Origin of the sequence: Paracoccus pacificus (assembly GCF_042680785.1) — a bacterium.
In the GTDB taxonomy this organism is placed as follows: domain Bacteria; phylum Pseudomonadota; class Alphaproteobacteria; order Rhodobacterales; family Rhodobacteraceae; genus Paracoccus; species Paracoccus pacificus.
Genome location: NZ_JBHUEN010000020.1, coordinates 118,168 through 142,836, shown reverse-complemented (window position 1 = coordinate 142,836; position 24,669 = coordinate 118,168). Strand labels below are relative to the sequence as shown.

Below are 24,669 nucleotides of genomic sequence, written 5' to 3'. Positions count from 1 at the left end.
TCATTGCGGCTGCTGTCGCAGCCTTTATGCAGCCTTTGTTCGGTCTTTATTCGGCTTTTACTCAGCCTTTATTCTGCGGCGCGGCTCAGGTCCGGACGGGTGCCGGCGGCCGGCCCGAAGCTGGTCCCGAAAAAGCGCCGCCAGTTTCCCCCCATGACGGCGGCCACGTCGGACGACGACATGCCGGTCCGGCGCAGACCGTCCTGAATGCGGCCGAAATCGCGATTGTCGGCGAACCACGCGGGCATCGGCGGAAAGCCCGGCGCATCGGCGCTGCCCTCGCCATAGTCGATGCGCTTGGTCCAGCGCCCGACACGCATCCATTCGACGATGCTGTCCGGCTGGTCCTGACAAAGATCGGTGCCGATGCCCAGATGATCGACGCCCATCAGATCGGCGGTGCGCGCGATCATGTCGCAGAATTCCTGCAAGCCGCAGGCGCTGCCGCCTTTCAGGTGATGGGGATAGACCGAAAACCCCAGCATGCCGCCGCTTTGCCCCAGCGCGCGCAGAACCCGGTCGGATTTGTTGCGCAGCGCCTTGTGCCAGGTGGCGGGGTTCGCGTGGGTGATGGCGATGGGCCGGGTCGAATGGGCGATGGCGTCAAGGGTCGAGCGTTCGCCCGAGTGGCTCATGTCCACGACCATGCCGACCCGGTTCATCTCGGCCACCACCTCGCGGCCCATGCGGGTCAGGCCGGTATCCTCGGCCTCGTAACAGCCCGAGGCCAGCAGCGACTGGTTGTTATAGGTCAGTTGCATGAACCGCAGGCCCAGCGTGTGCAGAACCTGCACCAGACCGATGTCGTCCTCGATGCAGGACGGATTCTGCGAGCCGAAGAATATCGCGGTCCGCCCGGTCTCGCGGGCCAGCGTTACGTCATCGCCGCTGCGGCCCTGAAAGATCAGGTCCGGGAACTGCTCGAACCAGCGGTTCCAGCGTTCGATGTTCAGCACCGTCTCGCGAAAGGTCTCGTGATAGGCGATGGTCACATGGACCGCATCGACACCGCCTTCGCGCATCTGACGAAAGATCTTTTCGGACCAGTTGGCATATTGCAGCCCGTCGATCAGCGGGTTCATCGCGTTGTCCATCGCGGCGCTTGTCCCGGCGCTCATTCCGCGGCTCATTCGGGCACGCCCGCCGCGACATAGGCGGTCTTGACGGTGGTGTAGAATTCGGCCGCGTAACGGCCCTGTTCGCGCGGACCGTAGGACGAGGCGCCGCGCCCGCCGAAAGGCACGTGATAGTCGGTGCCGGCGGTCGGCAGGTTCACCATCACGCAGCCCGCCCGCATATTGGCGCGGAAATGCGCCGCCCGCGCCAGCGACCGGGTCATGATCCCCGCCGTCAGCCCGAAGGCGCTGTCATTGGCGATGGCCAGCGCCTCGGCATAGCTGCCGGCGCGGATGATGCTGGTGATCGGGGCGAACATCTCTTCGCGGTTGATGCGCATGTCGTTGCGGGTGCCACCGAACACCGCGGGGGCCATGAAATAGCCGTCGGTCGGACGCTCCAGCCGGTCGCCGCCGCACAGCAGTTCGGCGCCCTCGGATATGCCGAGGCTGATGTAATCGAGGTTCTGGCGCAATTGATCGTCGGACACGACCGGGCCGATCTGCGTGGCCTCGTCCAGCGCATTGCCGACCCGCAGCGCCTGCGCCGCCTTGACCAGTTTCTCGACGAAAGCGTCGTGGATCGCCTCATGCACAATCAGGCGCGAGGCGGCGGTGCATTTCTGCCCGGTGCCGCCAAAGGCCGCGCCGGCGGCATGGGTGACGGCCAGATCCAGATCGGCGTCATCCATGATCAGCATCGGGTTTTTCGAGCCCATTTCCATCTGGATCTTGGTCATGTTGGCGATGGCGCTGGCCGCGATGCCGCGTCCCACCGCGACCGAGCCGGTGAAGCTGATCGCGTCGATCAGCGGGCTGTCGACCAGCCGCTGACCGACCGCGCGGCCCGGCCCGGTCACCAGATTGAACAGCCCCGGCGGAATATCCTGCCGGGCGATGATCTCGGTCAGGGCGACCGCGCTTGCCGGGGTCAGGTTCGCGGGCTTCCACACCACCGCATTGCCATAGGCCAGCGCCGGGGCGATTTTCCATGCCGGGGTGGCCACGGGAAAATTCCACGGCGAGATGATGGCGACGGTGCCGACGGGTTCGCGGCGCACGTCGATTTCGATCCCCGGCCGCACGCTTTCGGCCAGATCACCCTGATTGCGCAGCGCCTCGGCGGCGTAATAGGTAAAGAACTGCCCGGCGCGGTAAACCTCGCCCTTGCCCTCGGCCAGCGGCTTGCCTTCCTCACGCGATACAAGACGGCCGATTTCTTCGGCCCGAGCCATCAGCTCGGTTCCGATGGCCATCAGCACGTCATGGCGTTTCTGGATGCCCGCCGCCCACCAGACCGGTTGCGCGCGCCGCGCGGCCTCGAGCGCCTCGTCAAGCTGATCGGCGCCGGCCTGGGCGTAGGCGCCGATCACGTCAGAAAGATCCGAGGGGTTCAGGTTCTCGATCGTCCCGGCGCCGGCCTGCCAGCGGCCCGCAACATAGATCCCGTTTGAATGTGGCATCGCGCAGTCCTTCCGTTTGGAAACAGCTAGACCATCGGCAAACATTCAGGCAATCTGGAAGTTCTGAAGAATATTTCAGGAAAATTGAAATCATGATCAAACTGGAAATGCTGCGCGTGTTTCGCACGGTGGCCGAGCATGGCTCGCTTGCCGGGGCGTCGGCGGCGCTGGGCCGGACACCTTCGGCGGTGTCGATGATGCTGGCCCAGCTTGAGGAAAACATCGGCGCGCCGCTGTTCGAGACCGACCGCAAGAACCGGCTGACCAAGCTGGGCGAGGGCGTTCTGACCGAGGCCGTCCGCGCCACCGACGTGTTCAGCAGCAGCAGCGAGACGATCCGGCGGCTGACCAACTCCATCGCCGGGATCGTGCGGGTTGCCGCCGTCCCGTCGGTGACGATCACGCTTTTGCCCGGCGCCATCGCGGCATTCCGCAGTATCCGCCCCGAGGTGCGGCTGGAGATCAGCGACGTGGACAGCGCCTCGGTCCGCCGCCGCATCCGGCTGGATGAGGCCGATATCGGCATCGTCAGCGCCGGCGCCGACGACCCGGGCGAGGGCGTTACGATCCTGCGCGACCGGCTGGGCATCGTGCATCGCCTGAACGGCCCGATCGGGCATGCGCTGGCATCCGGGGCGGAAGCAAGCTGGCGGCTGCTGGGGCTGGAGCCGCTGATCGTCAATCCGCTGTGCCGGCTGGTCGACAGCGACTGGCTGGCCGGGTTGCAGGAGAAAAGCAATCTCGAGGCGCGCAATACCACGGCGCTTCTGTCCTTTGTGCGCGACGGGCTGGGCGCGACGGTCCTGCCCGAAAGCGCGATCGCCCATATGTCGGACCGGCTGGGCGTCGCCGTCGCCAGCGACCCGGTCGCCATTCGGGAATTGCGGATGATCAGGAACCCCGACCGCCGGCCAAGCCCCGCCGCGCAAGAGTTCTGGGATGCGCTGGCCGCGATGGGAACGCATGCGCCCGACGTTCCGCCGCCGACCTGATCCGCGCCGATGGCGTGAGCGCAATCGCGGCCACGGCTGCGTGGCTTTGTGTTGCCGACGCGTGCGGACGCATGGCGCGCGTCGGCTGGTGCGGGGCGTCGGTGATCCGGCGGAACAGCCGCTGACGACGGGCGCGCGTGCCGCCCGGATGGCGCGCCGGGCCTATACCGTATCGTCGCCTGCGGGCTTGTTCTGCAACAGCGACAAACGATGGTCCGGGCTGCGCGCGATCAGCCGCGCGGCCTCGGCCAGCGGCAACAGCGGCGGCAGGCCGGAAGGCGTGGCCAGATAATGCGGCACCCAATCCGGGTCGAATTTCGATTTGAACGCGCGGAGCCCGGAAAAATTATAGAACGCGCCGCCGTGGCGATAGATGATGCTGCCGAAACGGTCCCAGATCCGGCCGCTGCGATCGGGCGACAGCCCCGACAGCGGCGCCATGCCCAGCGACATGTGCGAGTAACCGCGCGCCTTGAGTTGCAGCAGAAGCTCGGTGAACAGATATTCCATCGTGCCGCCCGGGGCATGGTCGGACTGACGCATCAGGTCGACGGCGCAGCGCCCGCCGGTGCCGGCGGTCAGGATATTGGCGAAGGCGACCAGATCGCCGTTGTGCCGGACCAGCGCCAGCGGCCACAGGTTCAGCCAGTCGGGATCGAAACGGCCGACCGAAAACCCCTTTTCGCGCGCCTTTTTCGCCGCAAGCCAGCCGTCCGAGATCTCGCGCAATTGCCGCAGCAACGCCGGATCATGCGGCGGCATCACCAGTTCCAGCGTCAGCCCGTCGCGGCCGGCGCGGGCATGGGTGGTGCGCAGCTTCTTGCGGTCGGGCCCGTCAAGCGAGAACCGTTCCAGATTGACGACGGCCTTTTCCCCCATCTTGTGCAGCCCCATGCCAAGTTCCAGCATCAGGGGCACGGCCGCGGGCCCGATCTCGTAGAAAACCGGGCGGACGCCGGCCCGACGGGCGGTGTCGACGAAGGTGAAGGCGACATCCTCGGCCGCCGCGGCCTCGCCCACCGGACCGCCATAGGACAGCCAGGACGTGCCCGAGGTCGCGAACATGACGAAGGCGCGCTCATTGTCGGACAGCATGATGGCCTTGTCGCCGGTCAGCGCGAAGCCGGCGTCGGGATCGGCGCTTGACCCGACGATCGCCCGCGCGGTCGCAAGCGTGCGCTGGTCGGGTATCTCGGGGCGGAAACGCGGCGCGCGCAACAGCAGGAACAGCGATCCCGCCCCCACCACAAGGCTGATCAGCAGACCCGAGCGCAGCGCCCGGGGGGCATTGGCGTCGGTCGCGAACTGCCACCACAATTCCTGACCGTAAGGCGTGCTTTTATGGGCGAAGAACAGCACGAAGCCGACGCTGAGGATCGCCGCCAGCAGGACCGCCATCCAGCCGGGGGTGATCGGCGAATGGGTCAGCATAGACCGCCGGTGGAATGCGCCGTGAAACGGCAGCAGGATCGCGACCCCCAGAAACAGGGTCGCGGCCTGCGAAAGCTCGGTCTGCTGCAGAACCGCGACCACGGCGCCGGCCAGCATGGCGCCGATGGTGACCCAGAATGCGCCAAGGCTGCGCCGCACCAGCCCCAGCGACACCACGATCAAGAGGGCCCCAAGGGCGCTTGCCAGCAGCGCCGAGCCCTCGATGAAGGCCAGCGGAAAGAACGCCTCGGCCGCTTCGGCGGCATCGCTGACCGGGGGCAGCAGGGCCGAGATCGACATCCACAGCCCCGAGCCGAAGACCATGACCGCCAAAAGCAGCGGCGCGGCGGGCTGGATGGCGCGAAATGCGGGCTCGACCGCCGCGAAGATCCGGTCCAGACGCGGGCTGCGGGTCTTGCGCCCGAAGATGCGCCATGCCTCGAACAGCGACAGCGCGATCAGCGCCAGCGCGAAGGGCACCAGAAAATAGACCAGCCGGTACAAAAGCAGCGCGGCAGCGAACTCATGGACGCCGCCGACGGCGGGCAGGGCGGCGATGATGATGGTCTCGAATACCCCGATGCCGCCGGGCACATGGCTGATGACCCCGGCCATGGTGGCGGCGGCGAAAACCGCGACGAAGGTCAGGAAATCGGGGCCGTTACCCGGCAGGAACAGATACAGGGTCAGCGCCGAAAAGGTGATGTCGCCCAGACTGATCAGCAGTTGCGCCGCCAGTATGCCGGGTTTCGGCGCCGCCAGATTGAAGCGTCCGATCCGCAGCCGCCGGCGGGTGACCGAGGCCCAGATCAGCGGCGCCAGCACCGCCACGATCGCCGCAAGCGCCAACAGCCGCAGGGTTTCCGGCGCCAGCGGCACGACCGAGGACAGCGCCGACGGATGGACGGCCAGCGCGCCCAGGCCCAGAAGCGTGGTCGCCACGCCAAAGCTGATCGCGGTAAAGGTCGACACGGCGGCGATGTCATAGCCGTCAAGGCCCAGCCCCGAATACAGCCTCCAGCGGACGGCGCCGCCCGATATCGCCGACAGCCCGATGGTGTTGCCGAAGGCATATGCCAGAAAACCGCCGCTGAGAATGACCGGCCACGGCAGCTTTTTGCCCAGATGGCGCAGCGCCGACCAGTCATAGCCGGCAAGGCACAGATAGCCCGCGAAGGTCGACATCAGCGCCAGCAGCACGATATGCCACGGCGTCGCCCTGATCTGGGCGGCCACGGTCTGAATGTCTATCGGTGCCAGCAGACGATAGAGCGCGAAGATGCCCAGCACGAACAGCAGCAGCACCAGAAGATAGGGCAACAGCACCCGCAGTCTGGCGGTCGCGCCACCGGGCGGGGCGGCTGTGGGATCTCGGCGTGGCGGTGTCACAAATGAACCTTCTGCGTGCGGCTGTGCGGGGTTGGCCCCCGTCTGGAATTTTCCGTCTGGAATCCCGTATCTGGTGGCTAACTATCTGCGGAGTATCGCGCGTCAAGGCAAGCGCCGTTGCGCGTGCCATCTTATGTCGTCGCGCCCTCCGGGCCTAGGTGGGGGACCAGCCCGGGCGCCCCGGGGCCGGTCTGACGGGGCGGGTCTGATGGGGCGCGTCGGCGGTGGATCGCCTGTTGGCGCCGATCAGCCGGCGCTTTCGGCCCCGCCGGCCAGCGCCTTCAACGCCTTGACGAAGAAATCGGGTCCGCCGAAATTGCCGGATTTCAGGGCAAGCGCCACCGGCCGTTCGGTCCCGTAAAGGATCGGCACGCCGGTGTCGATCTCGGCCCCGATCCGCAACGGCCCGGCGCCAAGGCGCAACGCGACCGCGCCCGAGGTCTCGCCCCCCGCGACGACGATGCGGCTGAAACCGGCATCCGCCGCGGCGCGCGCGGCGTCGGCGAACAGCGATTCGAGCCGGTTCGACAGCTTTTCGCGGCCGAAGCGGTTCTGGGCGGCGGTCACCTCTTCCGGCGAGCCCGAGGAATAGACCAGCGGCGCGTTCCCGGCATTGGCGCGGAAAAACGCCATGATGTCGTCGACGCCCACGCTGCCGGACATGACATCCTCGGGCGAGACCGCCATCGACGGGTGGTCAGCCGCATGCCGCTCGACCTGACCCAGCGTCGCGCCCGAGCAGCTTCCGGCAAGCACCACGCCGGGACCAGAGACGGCGCCCGTCCCGGGGGCCGAGCCGCTTGCCAACCCGCGCGCGATGAAATTCGCCGCCAGCCCGATGGCGATGCCCGAACCGCCGGTGATCAGCCGGGCATCGGCGGCGGCCTGGCCCAGCGTGATCAGATCGTCATCGGTGGCCGCGTCCGCGATCACCAGCGTCTCGCCCCGCTCGGCGGCCGCGTTCAGCGCCGCGCGCACCGCATCGGGGCCCTTGCGCACTGTGCCGGTGGCGACCAGCCCGACCGGATCACGGCTTTGCCGGCCCAGCCAGCGGCGCAGGTCCGGGTCGGTCATCGGCGTCAGCGGATGGTTGCGCATCCCGCTTTCGCTCAGCAGCCGGTCGCCGACGAACAGATGGCCCTGATGCACGGTGCGGCCCATGGTCGGAAAAGCGGGGCAGGCGATGACGCCGCGCACGTTCAGCACATCCGCCAAGGCTTCGGCGACCGGGCCGATATTGCCCTCGGGCGTCGAATCGAAGGTCGAGCAATATTTGAAAATGATCTGCCGGCAGCCCTGCGCCAGCAACCATGACAGCGCCGCAAGCGAGGTCGTGACCGCCTCGGCCGCCGGAATGGTCCGGGTTTTCAGCGAGATGACGCCGGCTTCGATCTCCGGGTCGGCGCTGCCCGAGGGGACGCCCATATATTGCATGACCTTCAGGCCGCCATCACCGCCCGGCGAACCCTTGGCCAAAGTATTGGCGATGTCGCCGGCGCCGGTGAAATCATCTGCAATCACGCCTAATAGCACTGTGTGGTCTCCGTTCTTTGCGATTGGCCATGCGGTGACCAAACTGGGCAGATGCCGCGCATTTCGTCGGACGCTGACAGCGACTTGGCCGCTCTGATCGGTTCTGTCAAGCCGAAGGCGCGCGGCGCTGCATGGATCGGGGAAGGATCGCGGTTCGACCGGTAGGCGTACGGGTGCGCGTGCCCTTTGCGGCGCATTGCCCGCCCGTGGTAACAGGCGGGATGACCAACGGCCGAGGCATCATTTCCTGCCGGATCACGGGCCCGGAACCCAAAGCCGCCCGCGGCGACGGGGCGCCGGTTTTCCCCTATTGGAGCTTTACCAAGACCGTGATCGCGATTTGCGTCCTGCGGCTGGCCGAGCGGGGCGTGGTTGAACTTGACGCGCCGCTGCCCGGACAGGGGTTCACGCTGCGCCAGCTTTTGAACCATACCGCCGGCCTGCCGGATTACGCCACCCTGCCGGAATACCATCGCGCGGTTGCGAATGGGGACGCGCCATGGCCGAAAGACCGGGTTTTCAGCGCCGCAATGGCGCAGGGGTTGCTGTTTCCGCCGGGCGCGGGCTGGTCCTATTCCAACATCGGATACATGCTTGCGCTGGATCTGATCGAGGCTGCTTCGGGCCGGTCTTTTGCGCAGCTTCTCGCCCACCTGACCCGCGACATCCCCGGGCTGGATGGTATCACGCTTGCCACCACAAAGGCGCAATTCGCCCGTGTCCCTTGGTCTGGCGCGCCGAGCTATGATCCGGGCTGGGTCTATCATGGTTGCCTGATCGGCACGGCGGCAGATGCGGCGCGGCTGCTGCACGCGCTGTTCGCCGGGCGGCTCGTCGGTACGGAAACCCTGCGGCAGATGCTGGTGCGCCAGCCGCTGGGCGGTACCATCCCGGGGCGGCCATGGACGGAATGCGGCTATGCGCTTGGCCTGATGAGCGGCCGGTTCGGCGCGGCGGGGCGGGCTGTCGGGCATACGGGCGGCGGCCCGCTTGGCGCATGCGCGGTCTATCACTTCCCCGATCAGGATCCGCCCGCGACGGTGGCCAGCTTCGCCGAAGGCCGGGACGAGGGCGCGGCCGAATGGGCGGCGGCCGGGCTGGCGCGGGACGGCTGATACCGCCGGCGTCGTGACGGGGCATGCGGGCGGTGGGCACGAAAAAACGCCCCACCGCCCGTTGTGGGACAGCGCGGCAGGCGGGCGTAAAAGCGAGGGTCGCCCGGGTCGTGACGCCCGGCTCAGCCGGATGCGGGTGCGGAAAAGCGCCCCGTCGCCCATTGCGGGACAGCGGGGCAGGCAAGCGTAAAAGCGGCAGCCGGGCCGGTCGCGGGTCGCCTCAGCCGGCGACGGGCGCCGCTGCCGTATCCGCGTGAATTGCGGCGAGTTCGGCGGCGAGGGCGTCAAGGCCGGACTTGGTGGCCTGATCAAGCGCCACCAGCGGCGGCACGACATTATCCCATTCCGGGCGACCCGTGCGGCGCCCGATGAGGTGCTTGATCGCCGGAATAAGCCCGGCGCCGGCGATGGCGCCACGGATCCGGCCCACGGTTTCGGTCGGCTGCGGCGCGGCGCCACGGCCTTGCCAGAGCTTCTGGACCAGCGGCGCGGTCTGGTTCACGGTCGCCGAGATGCAGCCGGCGAAACGGTCGGAATCGGCGGTGCCAAGCGCGGTCTCGGCGCTTGGAAACACCTTCAGCCCCGGCATGGCGGCGACCAGCGCCCGGCAATAATCCAGATCGCCCGAGCTGTCCTTGATGCCGCCGAAACGTCCGGGCCGCGCGTCATGCAGTTCGGCAACCAGTTCGGGCGAGAGGGTAATGCCGGTCATCTGCGGGAAGTTATAGAACCACACCTGAATGCGGCGCGATCCAAGCGCACGGTCCAGCGCCATGTACCAGTCGACCAGCCCGGCATGGTTGCCGGGTTTGAAGTAATAGGGCGGCAGGACCAGCGCCACCGGATAGCCCAGATCGTCGGCCGCCTCGGTCAGGGCGATGGTCTCGGACAGCGCCGGCGTGCCGGTTCCGACCATCAGCCGGTTCACGTCGCCGGCCTCGGTCGCCCAACGCATGACCTGAAGCCGCGCGTCGCGGCCAAAACTGGTCGCCTCGCCGGTGGTGCCAAGGATGTTCAACCCGTCGCAACCGTTGTCCAGCGCCCAGCGGACATGTTCGGCAAAGGCGTCGCGCAGCGGGGTGAAATTCTGGTCGACCGGGGTCGGAACGGCGGCGATGACGCCCTTGATCATGATGCTTTTTCCTTCGGTTCGGTTTTGCCTGTCGCCGGCCATGCCGCGACGGTCGGATGGTCCTTGTCGGTGGTGGTCTCGGCCGACCAGCCCCCGGGCTCGCCCAGTCCGGTCAGCTGAAAATAGTCGCGGTTGATAGCGGCGAATTCCGCCTCGTCGCCCAACTCGTCGTCATAGCGGATCGCATCGACCGGGCAGATCGTCTCGCACAATCCGCATTCGATGCATTCGACCGGGTGGATATAGAACATCCGGCCGCCCTCATAGATGCAGTCGACCGGGCAGACGCGGGTGCAGGCGCCGTCCTTGACGTCGATGCATTCCGATTTGATGACCAGTGTCATGCCGCGTTGCCCCTCCCCGCGTCAGTCAGCGCCCACGCCAGACCGGCGGGCGCTTTTCGTTGAAGGCGCGCACGCCCTCGTCGGAATCCTCGGAATTCATTGCCCGCATCAGTTCCGGCAGACGCGCGCCATGCGCGGCGGTCAGCGGCATGTCGGCGGTCTCGGTGATGATTTCCTTGATGGCGCGGACCGAAAGCGGCGCGCAGGCAAGGATGTCGGCGACCCAGCGATCGACCTCGGCATCGAGATCGGCCCGCGGCACGACCGCGTTCACCAGCCCCAGCCGCGCCGCCTCGGGCGCGGGCAGCATCCGGCCGGTCATCATCAGCCCGGCGGCGATGCGCGGGGCGATCTGGCGGGGCAGGCGGATCATGCCGCCGTCAAGCGGCAGGCGCCCGACCTTCGCCTCGGGCAGGCCAAAGCGGGCGTCCTCGGCGGCAATTACGATGTCGCAGCCCAGCACCATTTCAAACCCGCCGCCAAGCGCCAGCCCGTTCACCCGCGCGATCACCGGGATCTTCAGGCTGCGGCGCATGCCGATGCCGCCGAAGCCGTTGGGGTTCAGCGTCGCCCAATAATCCATGCCGCTGCGGCCGCTGCCCGATTTCATGTCCGCCCCGGCCGAGAACGCCCGCTCGCCCGCTCCGGTCAGAACGACCACGCGCAGATCCGCGTCGGCCTCGATCTGGCGCCAGATTTCTTCCAGACGCGCCTCGGTCGCCGCATCGACCGCGTTCATCCGCTCGGGGCGGTCGATGGTGACGCGGGCGACGCCGCCGTCCCGGATGGCAAGTTCGACCGTCACAGGGCACCTTCGCGTTCGTGGATGCCGAATTCAGCCAGAACCTCTTCGGTGTGTTCGCCCAGCTTCGGCGGCACATGGCGGACCGTCACCGGCGCGTCGGACAGATGAACCGGAGAGCCGACAAGCGTGATCTGGCCCAGCACCGGGTGATCGACCTCAAGCAGCATGTCGTTGACGCGGGTCTGCGGATCGGCCAGCGCATCGGCAAGCGAGCGGACCGGCGCGCAAAGCAGATCCTCGGCCTCCAGCCGTTCCAGCCAGTAATCGCGCGGCTTGGTGGCGATCTGGTCGGCAAAGGTCTTTTGCAGGAACGGCTTGTTCTTGCGCTGCGCGGCAAGGTTCGGGTAATCGGCGGACATGTCCGGGATTTCCAGCGCCTTGCAGATGTCGCGCAGCGGGTGGGGCTTGAACGCGCCCACGATCACCAGCGCGCCGTCGGTCGCGTCAAAGACCCCGGTCAGCGGCATCGCGGCCCAGTTCAGGATCTCGCGGTGGACCGACCATTGCGCGGCTTCCTGCATCTGCATCGCGATGATGCTGTCGTAAAGCGACACGCTGACCTTTTGCCCGCGGCCCGATTTCTCGCGCGCCAGCAGGGCGGCCAGAATGCCCTGCACCATATGCATGCCGGCCGAATAATCGCACAGGGTGGTGGGATAGATCGACTTCGGAATGTCCTCGGACGAGGTTTTCTCCATCACGCCGGTCATCGCCTGCGCCAGCACGTCCTGACCGCCCTTGTGGGAATGCGGGCCGGTTTCGCCATAGCCGGAGCCCGAGGCGACGATGATCCGCGGGTTGATCTTGGACAGCGCGTCATAGCCAAGGCCCATCCGCTCCATCACGCCGGTGCGGAAGTTGCTGACCACCACGTCGATCTGGGGGATCATGTCCAGAAGGATCTGCCGCCCCTCGGGCGTCTTGGTGTCGACGACGATCGAGCGCTTGTTGCGGTTCAGCGACGAGAAAACGGCGTTGTTCATGCCCTTTTCGGTCGGATCCGAGTAGAAGGCGCGGGACAGGTCACCCTCGCGCGGGCGTTCCACCTTGATCACGTCGGCGCCGAAATCGCCCAGCATCTGGGTGCAGCTCGGGCCCATCATGACTTGCGTGAAATCAAGAACGCGGATGCCTGAAAGCGGCAGGGACTGATTGGTCATGTAACTATCCTTCAAGAAACTGTCTCGGGCTCGATCAGCGCGTTGGCCGAGGGGATGTCGCCGGGATCGGCGCCCTGGGCGCGCATCTGGGCCTGAATGGCGCGCGCATCGACATCGCGCAGGGCCGTTCCCGCGTTCAGCGCCAGCGATACCGCCACGCCCGACGCCTCGCCCTGCACCATGCAGGGCGGGATCTCGCGCGAGGATTTCTGCGCATCGCTGTCGACCGAGTAATGCCGTCCGGCAACGATCAGGTTGTCGATGCCCTTCGGCAGCAGCGCACGGTAGGGGGTGTAATAGTCGCGGCCACGGCAGACGGTGTCGGCGAAGTAACGGCGCTCGGTCACGTCTTTCTTGGTCACCACATATTCGCCCTTCAGCAGCCGGGTCTGGCGGATGCCCATCTGCTCGGCCGCGCCCAGCATCTTGGCGTTTTCAAACCCCGGCAGGTTTTCGCGGGCGAAGGCCAGCAGCTTCATCATCCGCTCGCGGCCTTCGTATTCGGCGGCGACCATACCTTCGGGCGAAAGCCCGTCGTAATCGGGCATATGCGGGCAGTTGCACCAGACGATGCCGGGCAGCGGGGTCTTCAGCCACCACATACCCCATGCGCCGCCGATGATCCGGCGCGCCTGACGGTCAAGCTGCTTGTAACGCTCGGGCTCGGCATATTCGAAGGCCTGCGCCGCATCGGTGTCGACATCGCAAAGCCGGAAGACGGTGGTGACGATATACTGGCCCTGAATGTATTCGGCGCCGGCCGAAACGCCCACGTCGAGATCGCCCGAGGCGTCGATGACCATGTCGGCCATGATCGCCTGACGGCCCAGCTTGGTCTGGCAGATCACGCCCTTGATGCGGCCATCCTCGACGATCGCTTCCGAGAACCAGCTGTGGGTGCGCAGGTTCACGCCTGCCTCGCGCACCAGATCAAGGCTGACGCGCTTCCAGCAGTCGGGATCGAAGGCGACGGCGTGCAGGATGCTTTGCGGCATGCCGGTTTCGTGAAAGTTGATGCAGCCCCAGCGCGACCATTTCTGCCACATGTCCCAGTTGCGGACGCAATCCTCGGCCGGGGGATAGACCGCGCCATCCTGCGCCGCCATGCGGTCGACGAATTCGGACACGATGCCGGTGGTCACGACTTCGGTGCCCATGTTCACCATGTCGTCCAGCACCAGAACCATGCCGCCCGAGGCCATGCCGCCCAGATGGTGATACCGCTCCAGCAAGGTCACGCTGCAGCCGTTCCGGGCGGCGGAGACGGCCGCCGTCAGACCGGCCGGCCCGGCGCCGACCACGACCACGTCGGAATGGCCGATTACGGGAACCTGTTCGGATTTCGACAGGACATAAGTGTTCATGCGCTCGGACATAACTGAGCATCTCCAATCATGGGCCGCCGCAGGGCGCGCGCGGCAGGGATTTCGGTGGTGGCGGGCCGGTCGGGCCCTACCAGCGTACGGTCAGGCGTTCGGTGATCGCCACGGCTGCGAACATCAGCACGGACAACCCCGAGGACATCAGCACCGCGGCGTAAAGAAGCGGCGCCCGGAAGTTGAAGGTCGCATCAAGGATCAGCGCCCCAAGCCCGCGGTCCGATCCCACCCACTCGCCGACGATGGCGCCGATGACCGAGGTGGTGGCGGCGATCTTCAGCGCCGCGAACAGGAAGGGCAGCGAATAGGGCAGACGGATTTTCCAGAACACTTCGGATTTGCTGGCCGACAGGATTCGCGCCAGTTCCAGCGACTGGTTCGGCACCGATTCCAGGCCGCGCACCATGTTGACCAGCGTCGGGAAGAAACAGATCAGCGCCGCGATGATGACCTTGGTGCTCATGCCGGTGCCGAAGATCAGCACGAGGATCGGCGCGATCGCAAGGATCGGGATGGTGTTGATGAACACGGCCAGCGGAAAGAACGCCCGCTCGACGGTCTTGTTATGCACGAAGGCCACGGCGATCAGGATGGCGACCAGATTTCCCATCAGAAAGCCCGCGACCGCCTCGAACAGGGTCGGCAGGAAGTTCGCCCAAAGCTGCGGCCATTTCGCCCCGATCTCGGCCACCACCGCCGAAGGCGCGGGCGCGATATAGGGCGGGATCGCGAAGATGCGGACCGCGAGTTCCCAGATCACCACGATGGCGACGACGGTGGCGATCGGGATCACCGCCTTTTGCAGGCGGGGGGAAAACGCGGGGCGGCGTGCGGGGGTGACGGTATCCTGAACCATGGTCATCTCAGCAAGTCTCCAGCAGGGCGCGCAGCCGGGCGGTATAGCGCGTGAACTCGGGCGCATCGCGCAGGCCCAGCGTGCGCGGATAGGGCAGGTCGATCGGGACGATTTCGCGCAGCCGGCCGGGGTTGGCGCGCAGCATCAGCACCTTCTGGCCAAGAAACACCGCCTCGGAGATCGAATGCGTCACGAACATCACCGTGACCCCGGTTTCGCGCCAGATGTCCAGAAGCTGCATGTTCAGGTTGTCGCGGGTCATTTCGTCCAGCGCGCCGAACGGCTCATCCATCAACAGCAGCTTCGGCTGGCTGACCAGCGCCCGGGCGATGGCGACGCGCTGGCGCATGCCGCCGGAAAGCTCGCCCGGCAGCGCGTTCTCGCGCCCCTTCAGACCGACCAGCTCCAGCAATTCGCGCGGGGTCCACTGGCCGCGCTGGATCTTGACGCCGCCGCGCTTGCCGATTTCCAGCGGCAGTTCGACGTTCTGCAGCGCCGTGCGCCAGGGCAGCAGCGAAGCGTCCTGAAACACAAAGGCGAATTCGCGCGCCAGCCGCGCGGCGGCGGTTTCCTTGCCGAACACCTGCACGTTGCCCGAAGCGGCCGGCACCAGATCCGAGACCACGCGCAGCAGCGTCGACTTGCCACAGCCCGAGGGGCCGAGGATGGTCCAGAACTCGCCGCTGCCGATATCCAGCGACAGGTCCTGAATGGCGGTGAAATCGCCGAAACGGACCGATGCGTTGCGGATCTCGGCCGCAAGGGGCAGGGCGGTGCGGTCCTGTGCGGATACGTCTTGCGCCATCATCTTCACGACCCCAGCTTCGGCCGCACATCGGCGGTCGCCTCAAGAACCTTCAGCGTCATCACGTCGTCGACCGTCGGCACCGTGCCCTGGAACTGACCCAGCGCGTTATAGGCGTCGATCTGGGCCTGCCAGTTTTCCGCCGTCATCGTGCCCCAGCCATTGGCGGCGGTCTGCGCGTTGAACACGTATTTGAGCACCATCGGAATTGCGGCCAGTTCGTTGTCGCGGTCCATGTTGGGATAGGCTTCGACCATGATGTCGACGGCTTTCTCGGGGTTTTCATAGACCCAGCCCCAGCCGCGCGACCCGGCGTTGATCATCTTGACCACGACATCGAAATTATTCGCCAGCGTGTCGTCGGTGACGTAATAGGGGTTGGCCAGAAGCTGGACGCCCTGATCCCACAGCCGCATCTCGACCCGGTCGGCGCCCATCGCCTCGGTCAGCGCGACGGTGGTCTGCCAGCCGGTGATCACATCGACCTGACCGCTGAGCAGCGGCCCGACGTCCGAGCCGACAACCACGACCTCGACCTGATCTTCGGGGATGTTGTGCTTGGCCAGCAGCGCCTGAAGCAGGATCTTGGCGGTGGCGTTGGTGCCGATCTTCTTGCCGATCATGTCCTGCGGCGTTTTCACCGGGTTCTTGGCCAGCGAGAAATAGGTGAACGGGTGCTGCTGATAGCCGGTGGCGACGCATTTGACCGGAATCCCTTCCGAGCGCGCCAGCATCAGCGACGGGCTGGACGAGATCGACCCCATGTTCGCGGCACCCGAGGCGACCGCCGCCACGCCGTCGATGTTCGGGCCGCCCGGGGTAATGGTAAGGTTCAGCCCCTGTTCCTTGTAATAGCCCATGCTCTGGGCGACGATTTCGCCGATGCAGCCGTTCGTGACCAGCCAGCCCAGTTGAAGCTTGACCTCGGTCAGGTCCTGCGCAAAGCCCGGGCGGACGCCGATCATCGCGCCTCCGACCCCAAGCGCGCCAAGTGCAAACCCTCGGCCCAGAAGTGAACGACGAGACATGAGATTAGTGTTCGGCTGGTTCATCGGCTGGCTTCCCTTTTCCCTGTTGCGGGTTGGCGCTCGCGTCAGCTCTCCCCCGGACGCGATGGGCCCGACCTCGTAATTCGGACATGATAAGTTGTTGTTGGGCGGAACGCGAAGCGGTAATATCGCTCAACAGTGGTGCAAAAATTGCACCGCCTGAAATTGGCGCAGATGCTGCGCTTCTCAGGGCAGGAACACCGCCATGCCGCTTCACGGCCCGATACTGCGCGAACTGGACGAAATCGCCCGGCAGGGGTCCATCCGCAAGGCGGCGCGCGTCCTGAACGTCACCTCGACCTCGATGAACCGGCGCCTGATCGAGGCCGAGGAGGAACTGGGCACCCAGCTTTTCCACCGCTCGCCCGACGGGGTTGAACTGACCGAGGCCGGGCGCATCATGGTGGAGCATTGCCGGCGCGCGCTTTACGATTTCGCGCGGGCCCGGTCCGAGATCGACGACATGCGTGCGCTGCGCACCGGCCATCTGCGCATCCAGTCGATAGATTCGCTGACCTTCACGCTGCTGCCCCGGGCGATGGTCCGCTTTGCCCGCGCCAATCCCGGGATCTCGCTGTCGATGGCCGTGGCGCTGCCCAAGGACATCACCAATGACCTGCTCAGCGGCGAATGCGACATCGGCATCAGCTTCACCAAAGAAGTGCATCCCGACCTGCGCGCCCATGCCGAACGTCCGACCCCATTCGGCATCGTCATGCGGCCCGATCACCCGCTGGCCGAGCGCACCCGGGTCTCGATCGAGGACCTGCGCGGGTTCCGGCTGGTCCGCACCATGGACGCGCGCGGCTATACCTCGATCATCGACCACGAGGTCAGCGCAGCGGCATCGACACTGACCACGACATTGTTCACCAACGCGCTGATGATCGCCAAACAGGCCATTCTGGCCGGCGAGGCGATCGGGCTTTACACCAAGATCGGCTTTGTCGATGAGGTCGCGGCCGGCAAACTGAAATTCGCCCAGTTGGACGTGCCGGCGCTGGCCTCATACAAGATCGGGATGCTGACCCCGGCGGCGCAGGGGATTTCCCCGGAAAAGCAACTTTTTATCCGCGCCGTCGAAACCGAGTTGCGCAGCGTCGATCTTCAGAACTGACGCCGGTTGCCCGCTGCGGGCGCGATCGCGGGCCCGATCGGCTGGCGGTGTTCAGCGGGCCGGGCCGTGGTGCATATAAATCCGTTATACGTCGAATAGAAACTATATATTGGCACTATCTCCCTTGCGGTGCCATGCCCTGATGACAGGGCCGATACCCGCGCCACCGGCGGATATGCCTGGCCATCGGCGGGCCCGTGCGCGGGCTGCCGCGCTTTTACGCCGCCGCCCGTCGCGGTGGCATCTAGGGAGGAAAAAATACATGCTGACCCGTCGTCGCTTTACCGCCGTTACAGGCGCCGCGGCCGTTGCGCTTGGTTTCGGGCTGCCGGCCGCCGCGCAGGAGATCACCATCAAGTTCAGCCATGTCGTCGCGCCGGACACGCCCAAGGGCAAGGGCGCCGACAAGTTCAAGGAACTGGCCGAGAAATACACCGACGGCCGCGTGAAGGTCGAGGTTTACCCCAACAGCCAGCTTTACAAGGACAAGGAAGAGCTTGAGGCGCTGCAACTCGGCTCGGTCCAGATGCTGGCGCCGTCGCTGGCCAAGTTCGGCCCGCTTGGCGCGCAGCAGTTCGAGCTGTTCGACCTGCCGATGCTGTTCAAGAACCGTGACGACCTGCGCAAGATCACCGAGGGCGAGGTCGGCAAGAACCTTCTGGCCACGCTGGAGGACAAGGGCATCAAGGGGCTGGCCTATTGGGACAACGGCTTCAAGATCATGACCGCCAATTCCCCGGTCATTAACCCAGATGATTTTCTGGGTCTGAAGATGCGCATCCAGTCCTCGAAGATCCTCGAGGCGCAGATGGAGGCGCTGGGCGCGGTGCCGCAGGTGATGGCCTTCTCCGAGGTTTATCAGGCGCTGCAGACCGGCGTTGTCGACGGGACCGAGAACACCCCCTCGAACACCTATACCCAGCGCGTGAACGAGGTGCAGAAATACGGCACGATCTCGAACCACGGCTATATCGGTTACGCGGTGATCGTGAACAAGAAATTCTGGGACGGCTTGCCCGACGACGTGCGCGGCCAGCTTGAAAAAGCCATGGCCGAGGCGACCGAATACGCCAACAGCATCGCCGAGGATGAAAACAAGGCCGCACTCGAGGCGATGAAGGCCGCCGGCACGACCGAGTTCCACCAGATGACGCCCGAGGAGCATGAGGCGTGGCTGAAGGTCCTGAAGCCGGTCCACCAAAAGATGGCGGACCGGATCGGCCCGGAATTGCTGCAACAGGCTTATCAGGCGCTCGGCACGCAGTAATCCGGCAATTCATGACGGCCGAAGGGGATGCGTGCGGCGTATCCCCTTTTTCATACGCGCGTTTTTCACACGCGCGCGCGGGCAGGCATTCCAACCCCGCACCGCGCCAGAGATCCCGTCGCGCGATTCCCCGCGCGCCTACTGGTCTTGGCGGTGAATATCGCGGTAAACCTGCGCCAAATTCACTTTGGGATCTTTGCAATGACGGCGAACAGACGAGTTGTCCTTTCAAGCGATCATGCGGGCATAGCCCTGCGCCGCGCCATCGCCACCCATATCAACGCGCTTGGCTGGGAGGCGGTCGATATCGGGCCAACGACGCCCGAAAGCACCCCCTATCCCCAGCACGGCGCGGCGGCGGCGCAGCGCGTGGCATCCGAGGATTGCCGGTTCGGCGTCATCATCTGCGGCACCGGGCAGGGCATCATGATGGCCGCGAACAAGGTCCCGGGCATCCGCTGCGGTGTGTGCAGCGAGCCGTTTTCCGCCCGCATGATCCGGCAGCACAACGACGCCAATATGCTGGCGCTCGGGGCCCGGGTGGTGGGCGAGGGATTGGCGCTGGCCATTGTCGACGGTTTTCTGTCGGCCGAGTTCGAGGGCGGCCGCCATGCCACCCGGGTCGAGATGATCGCGGCGCTGGAGCAGTAAGCACCCATGTGGCCGGCCGCATCCCGTGCGGCCGGCGCCGGCTTCAGGGCCGGTACAGCAGCAGCCGGATACCGGCATAGCCAAACAGTGCCGCCAGCGTGCCCTCGATCCAGCGGCGGGCTTTGCGATAGGCCTTGCCCGAGGCAGCGGTCGAGAAAATCAGCGCATAGCCGAGATTGACGCACAGGCCTAGGACCGCGCAACCGGCGATGATGACCAGCGTGGTGTATGGCGGTGCATCCGTGCGCAGGCCCAGCGACATGATCGCGATCCAGCCAAGGATTGCTTTGGGGTTCGACAGATGCAGCATCAGCCCGCGGCGATAAAGCGTGGTGCTGCCGGCCCTTGGGGCGGGTTTTCCGGGGCCGGGTTCAGCCGATAACGCCGCGCGCGCCGATTTCCACGCCAGATAAAGCAGGTAAAGCCCGCCCGCGATCTTGATGGCAAAGATTGCCTGCGCATAAGCGGTCAACACCGTTGAAATGCCGGTTGCCGCCAGAAGCGCCCAGAACATGCTGCCGGTCACGACGCCCAGCGCCAGGGCTACGGCGCTTGCGCGGCCTTGGTTCATCGCCGTACCCATGATGGCCATCGTGCTGGGGCCGGGGCTGGCGACCGCGATCAGATAGGCGGCAAAGACAAGGGTCAGATGATGAAGATGCTCGGTCGGCATGTGAAACCTGTCGGGGATGCGGGGCCGGTTTTCCCACGATGCTAGCCAGTACGCGTCGGAAGTCGATGCAAAACTGCCGGACGCAATCGCTTTGGAACCCGGCGACCGCTGGCGCTGATATCAGTCAGCCGCAATGTGCCGGGATAGGCCGGCTGGGGCCTGTTTCACGCGGTTAACCCGTTCGCTGTGCCGGCGCCTTAACGCGCCGCCGCCGCCGTGCCTGCCGGCATCCGCCATTGCCGGGGGCCGGTGACGTGGACGGCGCTGCCATAGGCGTCGACGGCAACCGTCACCGGCATGTCCTTCACCACGAATTCGTGGATCGCCTCCATGCCCAGATCCTCGAAGGCGATGACCCGGCTTTCGCGGATCGCCTGCGACACCAGATAGGCCGCGCCCCCGACCGCGATCAGATAGGCGGCGCGGTTGCGGGCGATGCTGTCCACCGTGGCCTCGCCGCGCTCGGCCTTGCCGATCATCACCGCGACGCCCAGTTTCTCCAGCATCATGTCGGTATAGCGGTCCATGCGGGTCGAGGTCGTGGGGCCGGCGGGGCCGACGACCTCATCGCCGACCGGATCGACCGGCCCGACGTAATAGATCGCCCGGTCCCGGAACGAGACCGGCAAAGGCTCGCCCGCCGCCAGCATCTGTTCGATCCGGCGATGGGCGGCGTCGCGCCCGGTCAGCAGGTGGCCGGACAGCAGGATCGCCTCGCCCGGCTGCCATTCGGTGATCTCTTTGCGGGTCAGCGTGTCAAGGTTCACGCGGCGCGCGCCGGCCCAAGCGTCGCGAAAGTCCAGCTCGGGCCAGTCGGACAGGTCGGGCGGGTCGAATTGCGCCGGCCCGGTGCCGTCCAGCGTGAAATGCACGTGGCGGGTGGCGGCGCAATTCGGGACCAGCGCCACCGGCAAAGACGCGGCATGGGTCGGAAAGCTGCGGAGCTTGACATCCAGAACCGTCGTCTGGCCGCCCAGACCCTGGGCACCGATGCCAAGCGCGTTCACCCGGTCGATGATTTCCAGCCGCAATTCCTCCTCGGGCGTTCGGGGGCCGCGTGCGCGCAAATCGGTCACGTCGATCGGCTCGTTCAGCGCCTGCTTGGCCATGACCATCGCTTTGTCGACGCTGCCGCCGACGCCGATGCCCAGAATGCCGGGCGGGCACCAGCCGGCGCCCAGCGTCTCGACCGTGCCGACCACCCAATCCGCGACCGAGGCCGAGGGGTTCAGCACCGCGAATCTGGTCTTGTTCTCGGACCCGCCGCCCTTGGCGGAAACGTCGAATTTGACCCGGTCACCGGCGACCATTTCGACATGCAGCATGGCGGGGGCGTTATCGGCGGTATTGCCGCGCCGTCCGAACGGGTCGGCCACAACCGAGGCGCGCAGGGGATTGGTGTCGCTTCGATAGGCGCGCCGCACCGCGTCGTCGACGATCTCCTGCAACGGCCGGTCCCACTCGAGTTCCGCCCGGACGCCGATGCGCGCGGTGATATTCGCCACCCCGGTATCCTGACAGATCGGGCGATGGCCAAGCGCGCTCATCCGCGAATTGACCAGGATCTGCGCCATGGCGTTCTTGGCGGCCGGGCTTTGCTCGGCGGCCCAGGCGCGGCCCATCGCCTGAATGAAGTCACGCGGGTGGTAATAGGAGATGAATTGCAGCGCGTCGGTCACGCTGTCGATGACATGGCGTTCGGTGATGGCGGGCATGGCCGATCCTTGCTCAGTTCGGAAATTGATTAGGCCCGATCCGCGGCCGTGTCCAATGTCGCATCATCCGCGTCCCCGACATCATCCGCGTCATCCAGCGCCACCGCCCCGATCCAGCGCCCGGTGCGCGCCAGATCGTGCAGCATGCTGCGGGTCAGCGCCTGCACGACCGAAACCGCGTTCGTCGCCGGTCGTCCCGTGGCGTGGGCAAGATAGACGCTGCGCTGGATGGGCGGGTCGCTCAGCCGCCAGCGGAGCAGCTTTCCGGCCGCCACCTCGGCCGCGATGGCATTGCGCGGCAGGATGGAATAGCCCAGCCCCTCGGCGACCAGACCCTTGATGTTGCTATAGGAATCAACGTCGATGACGCAATTCAGCCCCACCCCCAGATCCTGCGCGATATGGGCAAGCTGATCGCGCAGCCCGTGGCCCAGTCCGGGCAGGATAAGCGGCATCCGGGCAGCCGTGGCGAAGGGCAGCAGGCCGTTCGGCGGCGGCAACCCGTCATTGCCGCTTGCCCGCGCCGCGCCGAAAAATTCCAGCTCCTCGGTCAGAATCGCCTCGGTCCGAACGCCGTGGTCATTCGTCTCGCCATAAAGAACGGCAAGATCGACGCGGCCATCGCGCAGCCATTCCAGAACGAAGCCGCTCATCGCCTCGGCGATACGCAGCCGTATCCCGGGATAACGCTGATGGGTCGCGGTGATCAGCGGCACGGCGAGGATCTGGGCGATGGTGCCCGGCAGGCCCAGACGGACCTCTCCGCTTGGGTCGGACAGGCTGCCGCGCACCTGTTCTTCGGCGACGGTGACCTGATCCAGAATGATGCGCGCATGCTGCAACAGGATCTCGCCCGCCTCGGTCGGCTGAACGCCGCGCGGGGTGCGGAACAAAAGCGGCGTGCCGAGATCCGCCTCCATGTTGCGGACGTGCAGGGACAACGCCGGCTGCGCCACGTTCAGCACCCGCGCCGCGCGCGAGAACGATCCCTGTTCGGCAATGGCGCGGAAATAACGTAGCTGGCGGATATCAAGCATCGGGGCGCACCTTCCGGAAAGGCTGTAAGGTCTTAGCGCGATTACCGGGGTCGGTATACAGGAATGTTATGACCGGGCGATCAAAACCCAATTCGACATTCCGAAACCCCGGGCGTATGCGGGATTTCCATGGGCGCCGGGTGTCGGCAGGTGTGATGCGCGCCACAACCGGAAATGCGGCGAAGGGCTTAGGCGGAAATGCGGGTGGCGACGCGGATGATGTCATGGGCCGGGGTCTTGCCGGCCGGGGTCATCCTTGCGGTGATCGCCCGGCAATACAGCGATGCCGCGCTGTTCGACTGGCTGGCCGGCATATTGGGTATCGCCACCGTCGCGGTCTTTTCCATCAACGCGCGCTTTTCCCGCGCCATCTTCGTCGCCATCGGTGTCGCGCTGACGCTTTGGGCGGTGCTGAGCCGTGGCGACTGGTTCGACGGCGTTGCGGCGGCGGCGCGTAGCGGCAGCCTGATCCTTGCCACGTTCACGGCGCTCGTGGCGTTGCGAAGTGCCGCCATCACCTCGGCCGGGATCGTCGAATGCGGGCGGTTTCTGGCCCGCCAGCGCCCCGGCCTGCGCTATGTCGCCCTGACCATCGGCGGGCATCTGTTCGGGTTGATCCTGCTTTACGGCGCGATCTCGCTTCTGGGGTCGCTGGCGACGGAAAGCGCCGCGGCCGAGCCGGACCCCGAGATCCGGCGCCACCGCACCCGCCGCATGCTGGTCGCCATTCAGCGCGGCTTCATCTCGACGCTCTGCTGGTCGCCGCTGGCGTTTTCGATGGTGATCAGCACCGCGCTTGTCCCCGGCGCAAGCTGGAGCGGCGCGGTGCTGTTCTGTCTGGTCAACGCGCTGATCCTGATGGTCGGGGGCTGGGCGATGGATACGATCTTCAAGCCGCAACTGACCAATCCGCCGCCCCCGCGCGCGGCCGAGACCGGGCGCTGGCTGACCAATCTGCGCCCGTTGCTGGTTCTGCTGAGCATCGTCGTGGCGGCGGTGGCGGTGCTGCATCAACTGACCGGCGTTTCGGTCGTCGGCGCGGTGATCACGCTGGTTCCGCTGATCGCGCTGGTCTGGATCTATGTTCAGGACCCACAGGACGGCGTCACGCGGGCCGCATATACCGGGCGGCGCGCGGCCCATTTCGTGTTGCAGGAACTGCCCGGCTATCGCGGCGAGATGGTGCTGCTGTTCATGGCGGCCTATATCGGCAGTCTGGGCAATTTCATTTTGGTGCCGCTTCTGGCGGCGCAAGGCATCAGTTTCGCGGCCGTGCCGCCGCTGGTCATTCTTCTGGCTTTGGTGTGGATCATCCCGGTGACCGGGCAGATCGGGATGAACCCGATCCTCGCCGTCTCGCTGATCCTGCCGCTTTTGCCGGCGCCGGCGGCGATGGGGGTCAGCCCGGCGGTGGTGATCACCGCGATCACCGCCGGCTGGGCGCTTAGCGGCACGACCTCGCCCTTTACCGCCTCGGTGCTGCTGGTGGGGCAACTTGGCGGGATCCCGCCGCGCGATGTCGGGCTGGTCTGGAACCGGGGCTATGTGCTGGTGATGGGGATGGTGCTGTCGCTTTGGGTGACGGCGCTTTATCTGCTGCTGTAGGCGCCGGTTTCGTCGGGGGGCATCGGCTATATGATT

The 24,669-nt window shown here is 66.1% G+C and carries 21 protein-coding genes; 6 read left to right on the top strand and 15 right to left on the bottom strand.

What is annotated here, in order from left to right; genetic code table 11:
* Positions 1-68: 68 nt before the first annotated feature.
* Both ACFSCT_RS07845 and ACFSCT_RS07840 read right to left on the bottom strand, forming a co-directional pair.
* Complete coding sequence (locus ACFSCT_RS07845) at positions 69-1,082, bottom strand: membrane dipeptidase (protein WP_379141726.1); 1,014 nt, start codon at positions 1,080-1,082, stop codon at positions 69-71.
* Positions 1,083-1,126: 44 nt separating this feature from the next.
* Positions 1,127-2,578: an aldehyde dehydrogenase family protein gene (locus tag ACFSCT_RS07840; protein WP_379141633.1), complete on the bottom strand. Its 1,452-nt coding sequence runs from the start codon at positions 2,576-2,578 to the stop codon at positions 1,127-1,129.
* Positions 2,579-2,670: 92 nt separating this feature from the next.
* Here ACFSCT_RS07840 and ACFSCT_RS07835 point away from each other — a divergent pair, with 92 nt between their 5' ends.
* Positions 2,671-3,570, top strand: a complete 900-nt coding sequence (locus ACFSCT_RS07835) for a LysR family transcriptional regulator (protein ID WP_379141631.1) — start codon at positions 2,671-2,673, stop codon at positions 3,568-3,570.
* A 162-nt stretch (positions 3,571-3,732) separates the two neighbouring features.
* Here the strand turns inward: ACFSCT_RS07835 and mprF are convergent, their stop codons facing one another.
* Complete coding sequence (gene mprF / locus ACFSCT_RS07830; protein WP_379141629.1) at positions 3,733-6,390, bottom strand: bifunctional lysylphosphatidylglycerol flippase/synthetase MprF; 2,658 nt, start codon at positions 6,388-6,390, stop codon at positions 3,733-3,735.
* A 246-nt stretch (positions 6,391-6,636) separates the two neighbouring features.
* The gene (otnK, locus tag ACFSCT_RS07825; protein WP_379141628.1) at positions 6,637-7,923 is read right to left on the bottom strand and encodes a 3-oxo-tetronate kinase; all 1,287 of its coding nucleotides are present in this window, start codon (positions 7,921-7,923) and stop codon (positions 6,637-6,639) included.
* Between the two features lie 221 nt (positions 7,924-8,144).
* On the opposite strand from otnK, the gene ACFSCT_RS07820 reads away from it, so the two are divergent.
* Positions 8,145-9,038: a serine hydrolase domain-containing protein gene (locus ACFSCT_RS07820; protein ID WP_379141626.1), complete on the top strand. Its 894-nt coding sequence runs from the start codon at positions 8,145-8,147 to the stop codon at positions 9,036-9,038.
* A 220-nt stretch (positions 9,039-9,258) separates the two neighbouring features.
* Here the strand turns inward: ACFSCT_RS07820 and ACFSCT_RS07815 are convergent, their stop codons facing one another.
* From ACFSCT_RS07815 to ACFSCT_RS07780, 8 genes are all read right to left on the bottom strand, one after another.
* Positions 9,259-10,170 (bottom strand): dihydrodipicolinate synthase family protein, encoded by a 912-nt coding sequence (locus tag ACFSCT_RS07815; protein ID WP_379141624.1) that lies wholly within the window; start codon positions 10,168-10,170, stop codon positions 9,259-9,261.
* The gene (gene fdxA / locus ACFSCT_RS07810; RefSeq protein ID WP_379141623.1) at positions 10,167-10,514 is read right to left on the bottom strand and encodes a ferredoxin; all 348 of its coding nucleotides are present in this window, start codon (positions 10,512-10,514) and stop codon (positions 10,167-10,169) included. Before fdxA ends, ACFSCT_RS07815 begins: the two co-directional genes overlap by 4 nt.
* A gap of 25 nt (positions 10,515-10,539) precedes the next feature.
* Positions 10,540-11,319, bottom strand: a complete 780-nt coding sequence (locus ACFSCT_RS07805) for an enoyl-CoA hydratase-related protein (protein WP_379141621.1) — start codon at positions 11,317-11,319, stop codon at positions 10,540-10,542.
* Entirely contained in the window at positions 11,316-12,479 is a 1,164-nt protein-coding gene (locus ACFSCT_RS07800) for a CaiB/BaiF CoA transferase family protein (RefSeq protein ID WP_379141619.1), read from the bottom strand. Before ACFSCT_RS07800 ends, ACFSCT_RS07805 begins: the two co-directional genes overlap by 4 nt.
* Positions 12,480-12,490: 11 nt before the next feature.
* Positions 12,491-13,843: an FAD-dependent oxidoreductase gene (locus ACFSCT_RS07795; RefSeq protein WP_379141617.1), complete on the bottom strand. Its 1,353-nt coding sequence runs from the start codon at positions 13,841-13,843 to the stop codon at positions 12,491-12,493.
* A gap of 88 nt (positions 13,844-13,931) precedes the next feature.
* Positions 13,932-14,720: an ABC transporter permease gene (locus tag ACFSCT_RS07790; protein ID WP_379141616.1), complete on the bottom strand. Its 789-nt coding sequence runs from the start codon at positions 14,718-14,720 to the stop codon at positions 13,932-13,934.
* Position 14,721: 1 nt separating this feature from the next.
* Positions 14,722-15,522, bottom strand: coding sequence for an ABC transporter ATP-binding protein (locus ACFSCT_RS07785; RefSeq protein ID WP_379141615.1), 801 nt, complete (start codon positions 15,520-15,522; stop codon positions 14,722-14,724).
* A gap of 2 nt (positions 15,523-15,524) precedes the next feature.
* Entirely contained in the window at positions 15,525-16,571 is a 1,047-nt protein-coding gene (locus ACFSCT_RS07780) for an ABC transporter substrate-binding protein (protein ID WP_379141614.1), read from the bottom strand.
* 202 nt (positions 16,572-16,773) lie between these two features.
* Between ACFSCT_RS07780 and ACFSCT_RS07775 the strand changes: the two genes are divergently transcribed.
* From ACFSCT_RS07775 to rpiB, 3 genes are all read left to right on the top strand, one after another.
* Positions 16,774-17,685 (top strand): LysR family transcriptional regulator, encoded by a 912-nt coding sequence (locus tag ACFSCT_RS07775; protein ID WP_379141613.1) that lies wholly within the window; start codon positions 16,774-16,776, stop codon positions 17,683-17,685.
* A gap of 262 nt (positions 17,686-17,947) precedes the next feature.
* Positions 17,948-18,952 carry a TRAP transporter substrate-binding protein gene (locus tag ACFSCT_RS07770; protein ID WP_379141611.1) on the top strand — a complete coding sequence of 335 codons (1,005 nt, stop codon included), beginning with the start codon at positions 17,948-17,950 and terminating at the stop codon, positions 18,950-18,952.
* Between the two features lie 201 nt (positions 18,953-19,153).
* Positions 19,154-19,603, top strand: a complete 450-nt coding sequence (gene rpiB, locus ACFSCT_RS07765) for a ribose 5-phosphate isomerase B (RefSeq protein WP_379141609.1) — start codon at positions 19,154-19,156, stop codon at positions 19,601-19,603.
* 43 nt (positions 19,604-19,646) lie between these two features.
* On the opposite strand, the gene ACFSCT_RS07760 is transcribed toward rpiB, so the two are convergent.
* The 3 genes from ACFSCT_RS07760 to ACFSCT_RS07750 form a co-directional block, all read right to left on the bottom strand.
* Positions 19,647-20,276, bottom strand: a complete 630-nt coding sequence (locus tag ACFSCT_RS07760; RefSeq protein WP_379141608.1) for a LysE family translocator — start codon at positions 20,274-20,276, stop codon at positions 19,647-19,649.
* 197 nt (positions 20,277-20,473) lie between these two features.
* Positions 20,474-21,991, bottom strand: a complete 1,518-nt coding sequence (locus tag ACFSCT_RS07755; protein ID WP_379141605.1) for a fumarate hydratase — start codon at positions 21,989-21,991, stop codon at positions 20,474-20,476.
* A 29-nt stretch (positions 21,992-22,020) separates the two neighbouring features.
* The gene (locus ACFSCT_RS07750; RefSeq protein WP_379141603.1) at positions 22,021-23,028 is read right to left on the bottom strand and encodes a LysR substrate-binding domain-containing protein; all 1,008 of its coding nucleotides are present in this window, start codon (positions 23,026-23,028) and stop codon (positions 22,021-22,023) included.
* Positions 23,029-23,226: 198 nt separating this feature from the next.
* On the opposite strand from ACFSCT_RS07750, the gene ACFSCT_RS07745 reads away from it, so the two are divergent.
* Positions 23,227-24,633 (top strand): hypothetical protein, encoded by a 1,407-nt coding sequence (locus ACFSCT_RS07745; RefSeq protein WP_379141601.1) that lies wholly within the window; start codon positions 23,227-23,229, stop codon positions 24,631-24,633.
* Positions 24,634-24,669 lie beyond the last annotated feature (36 nt).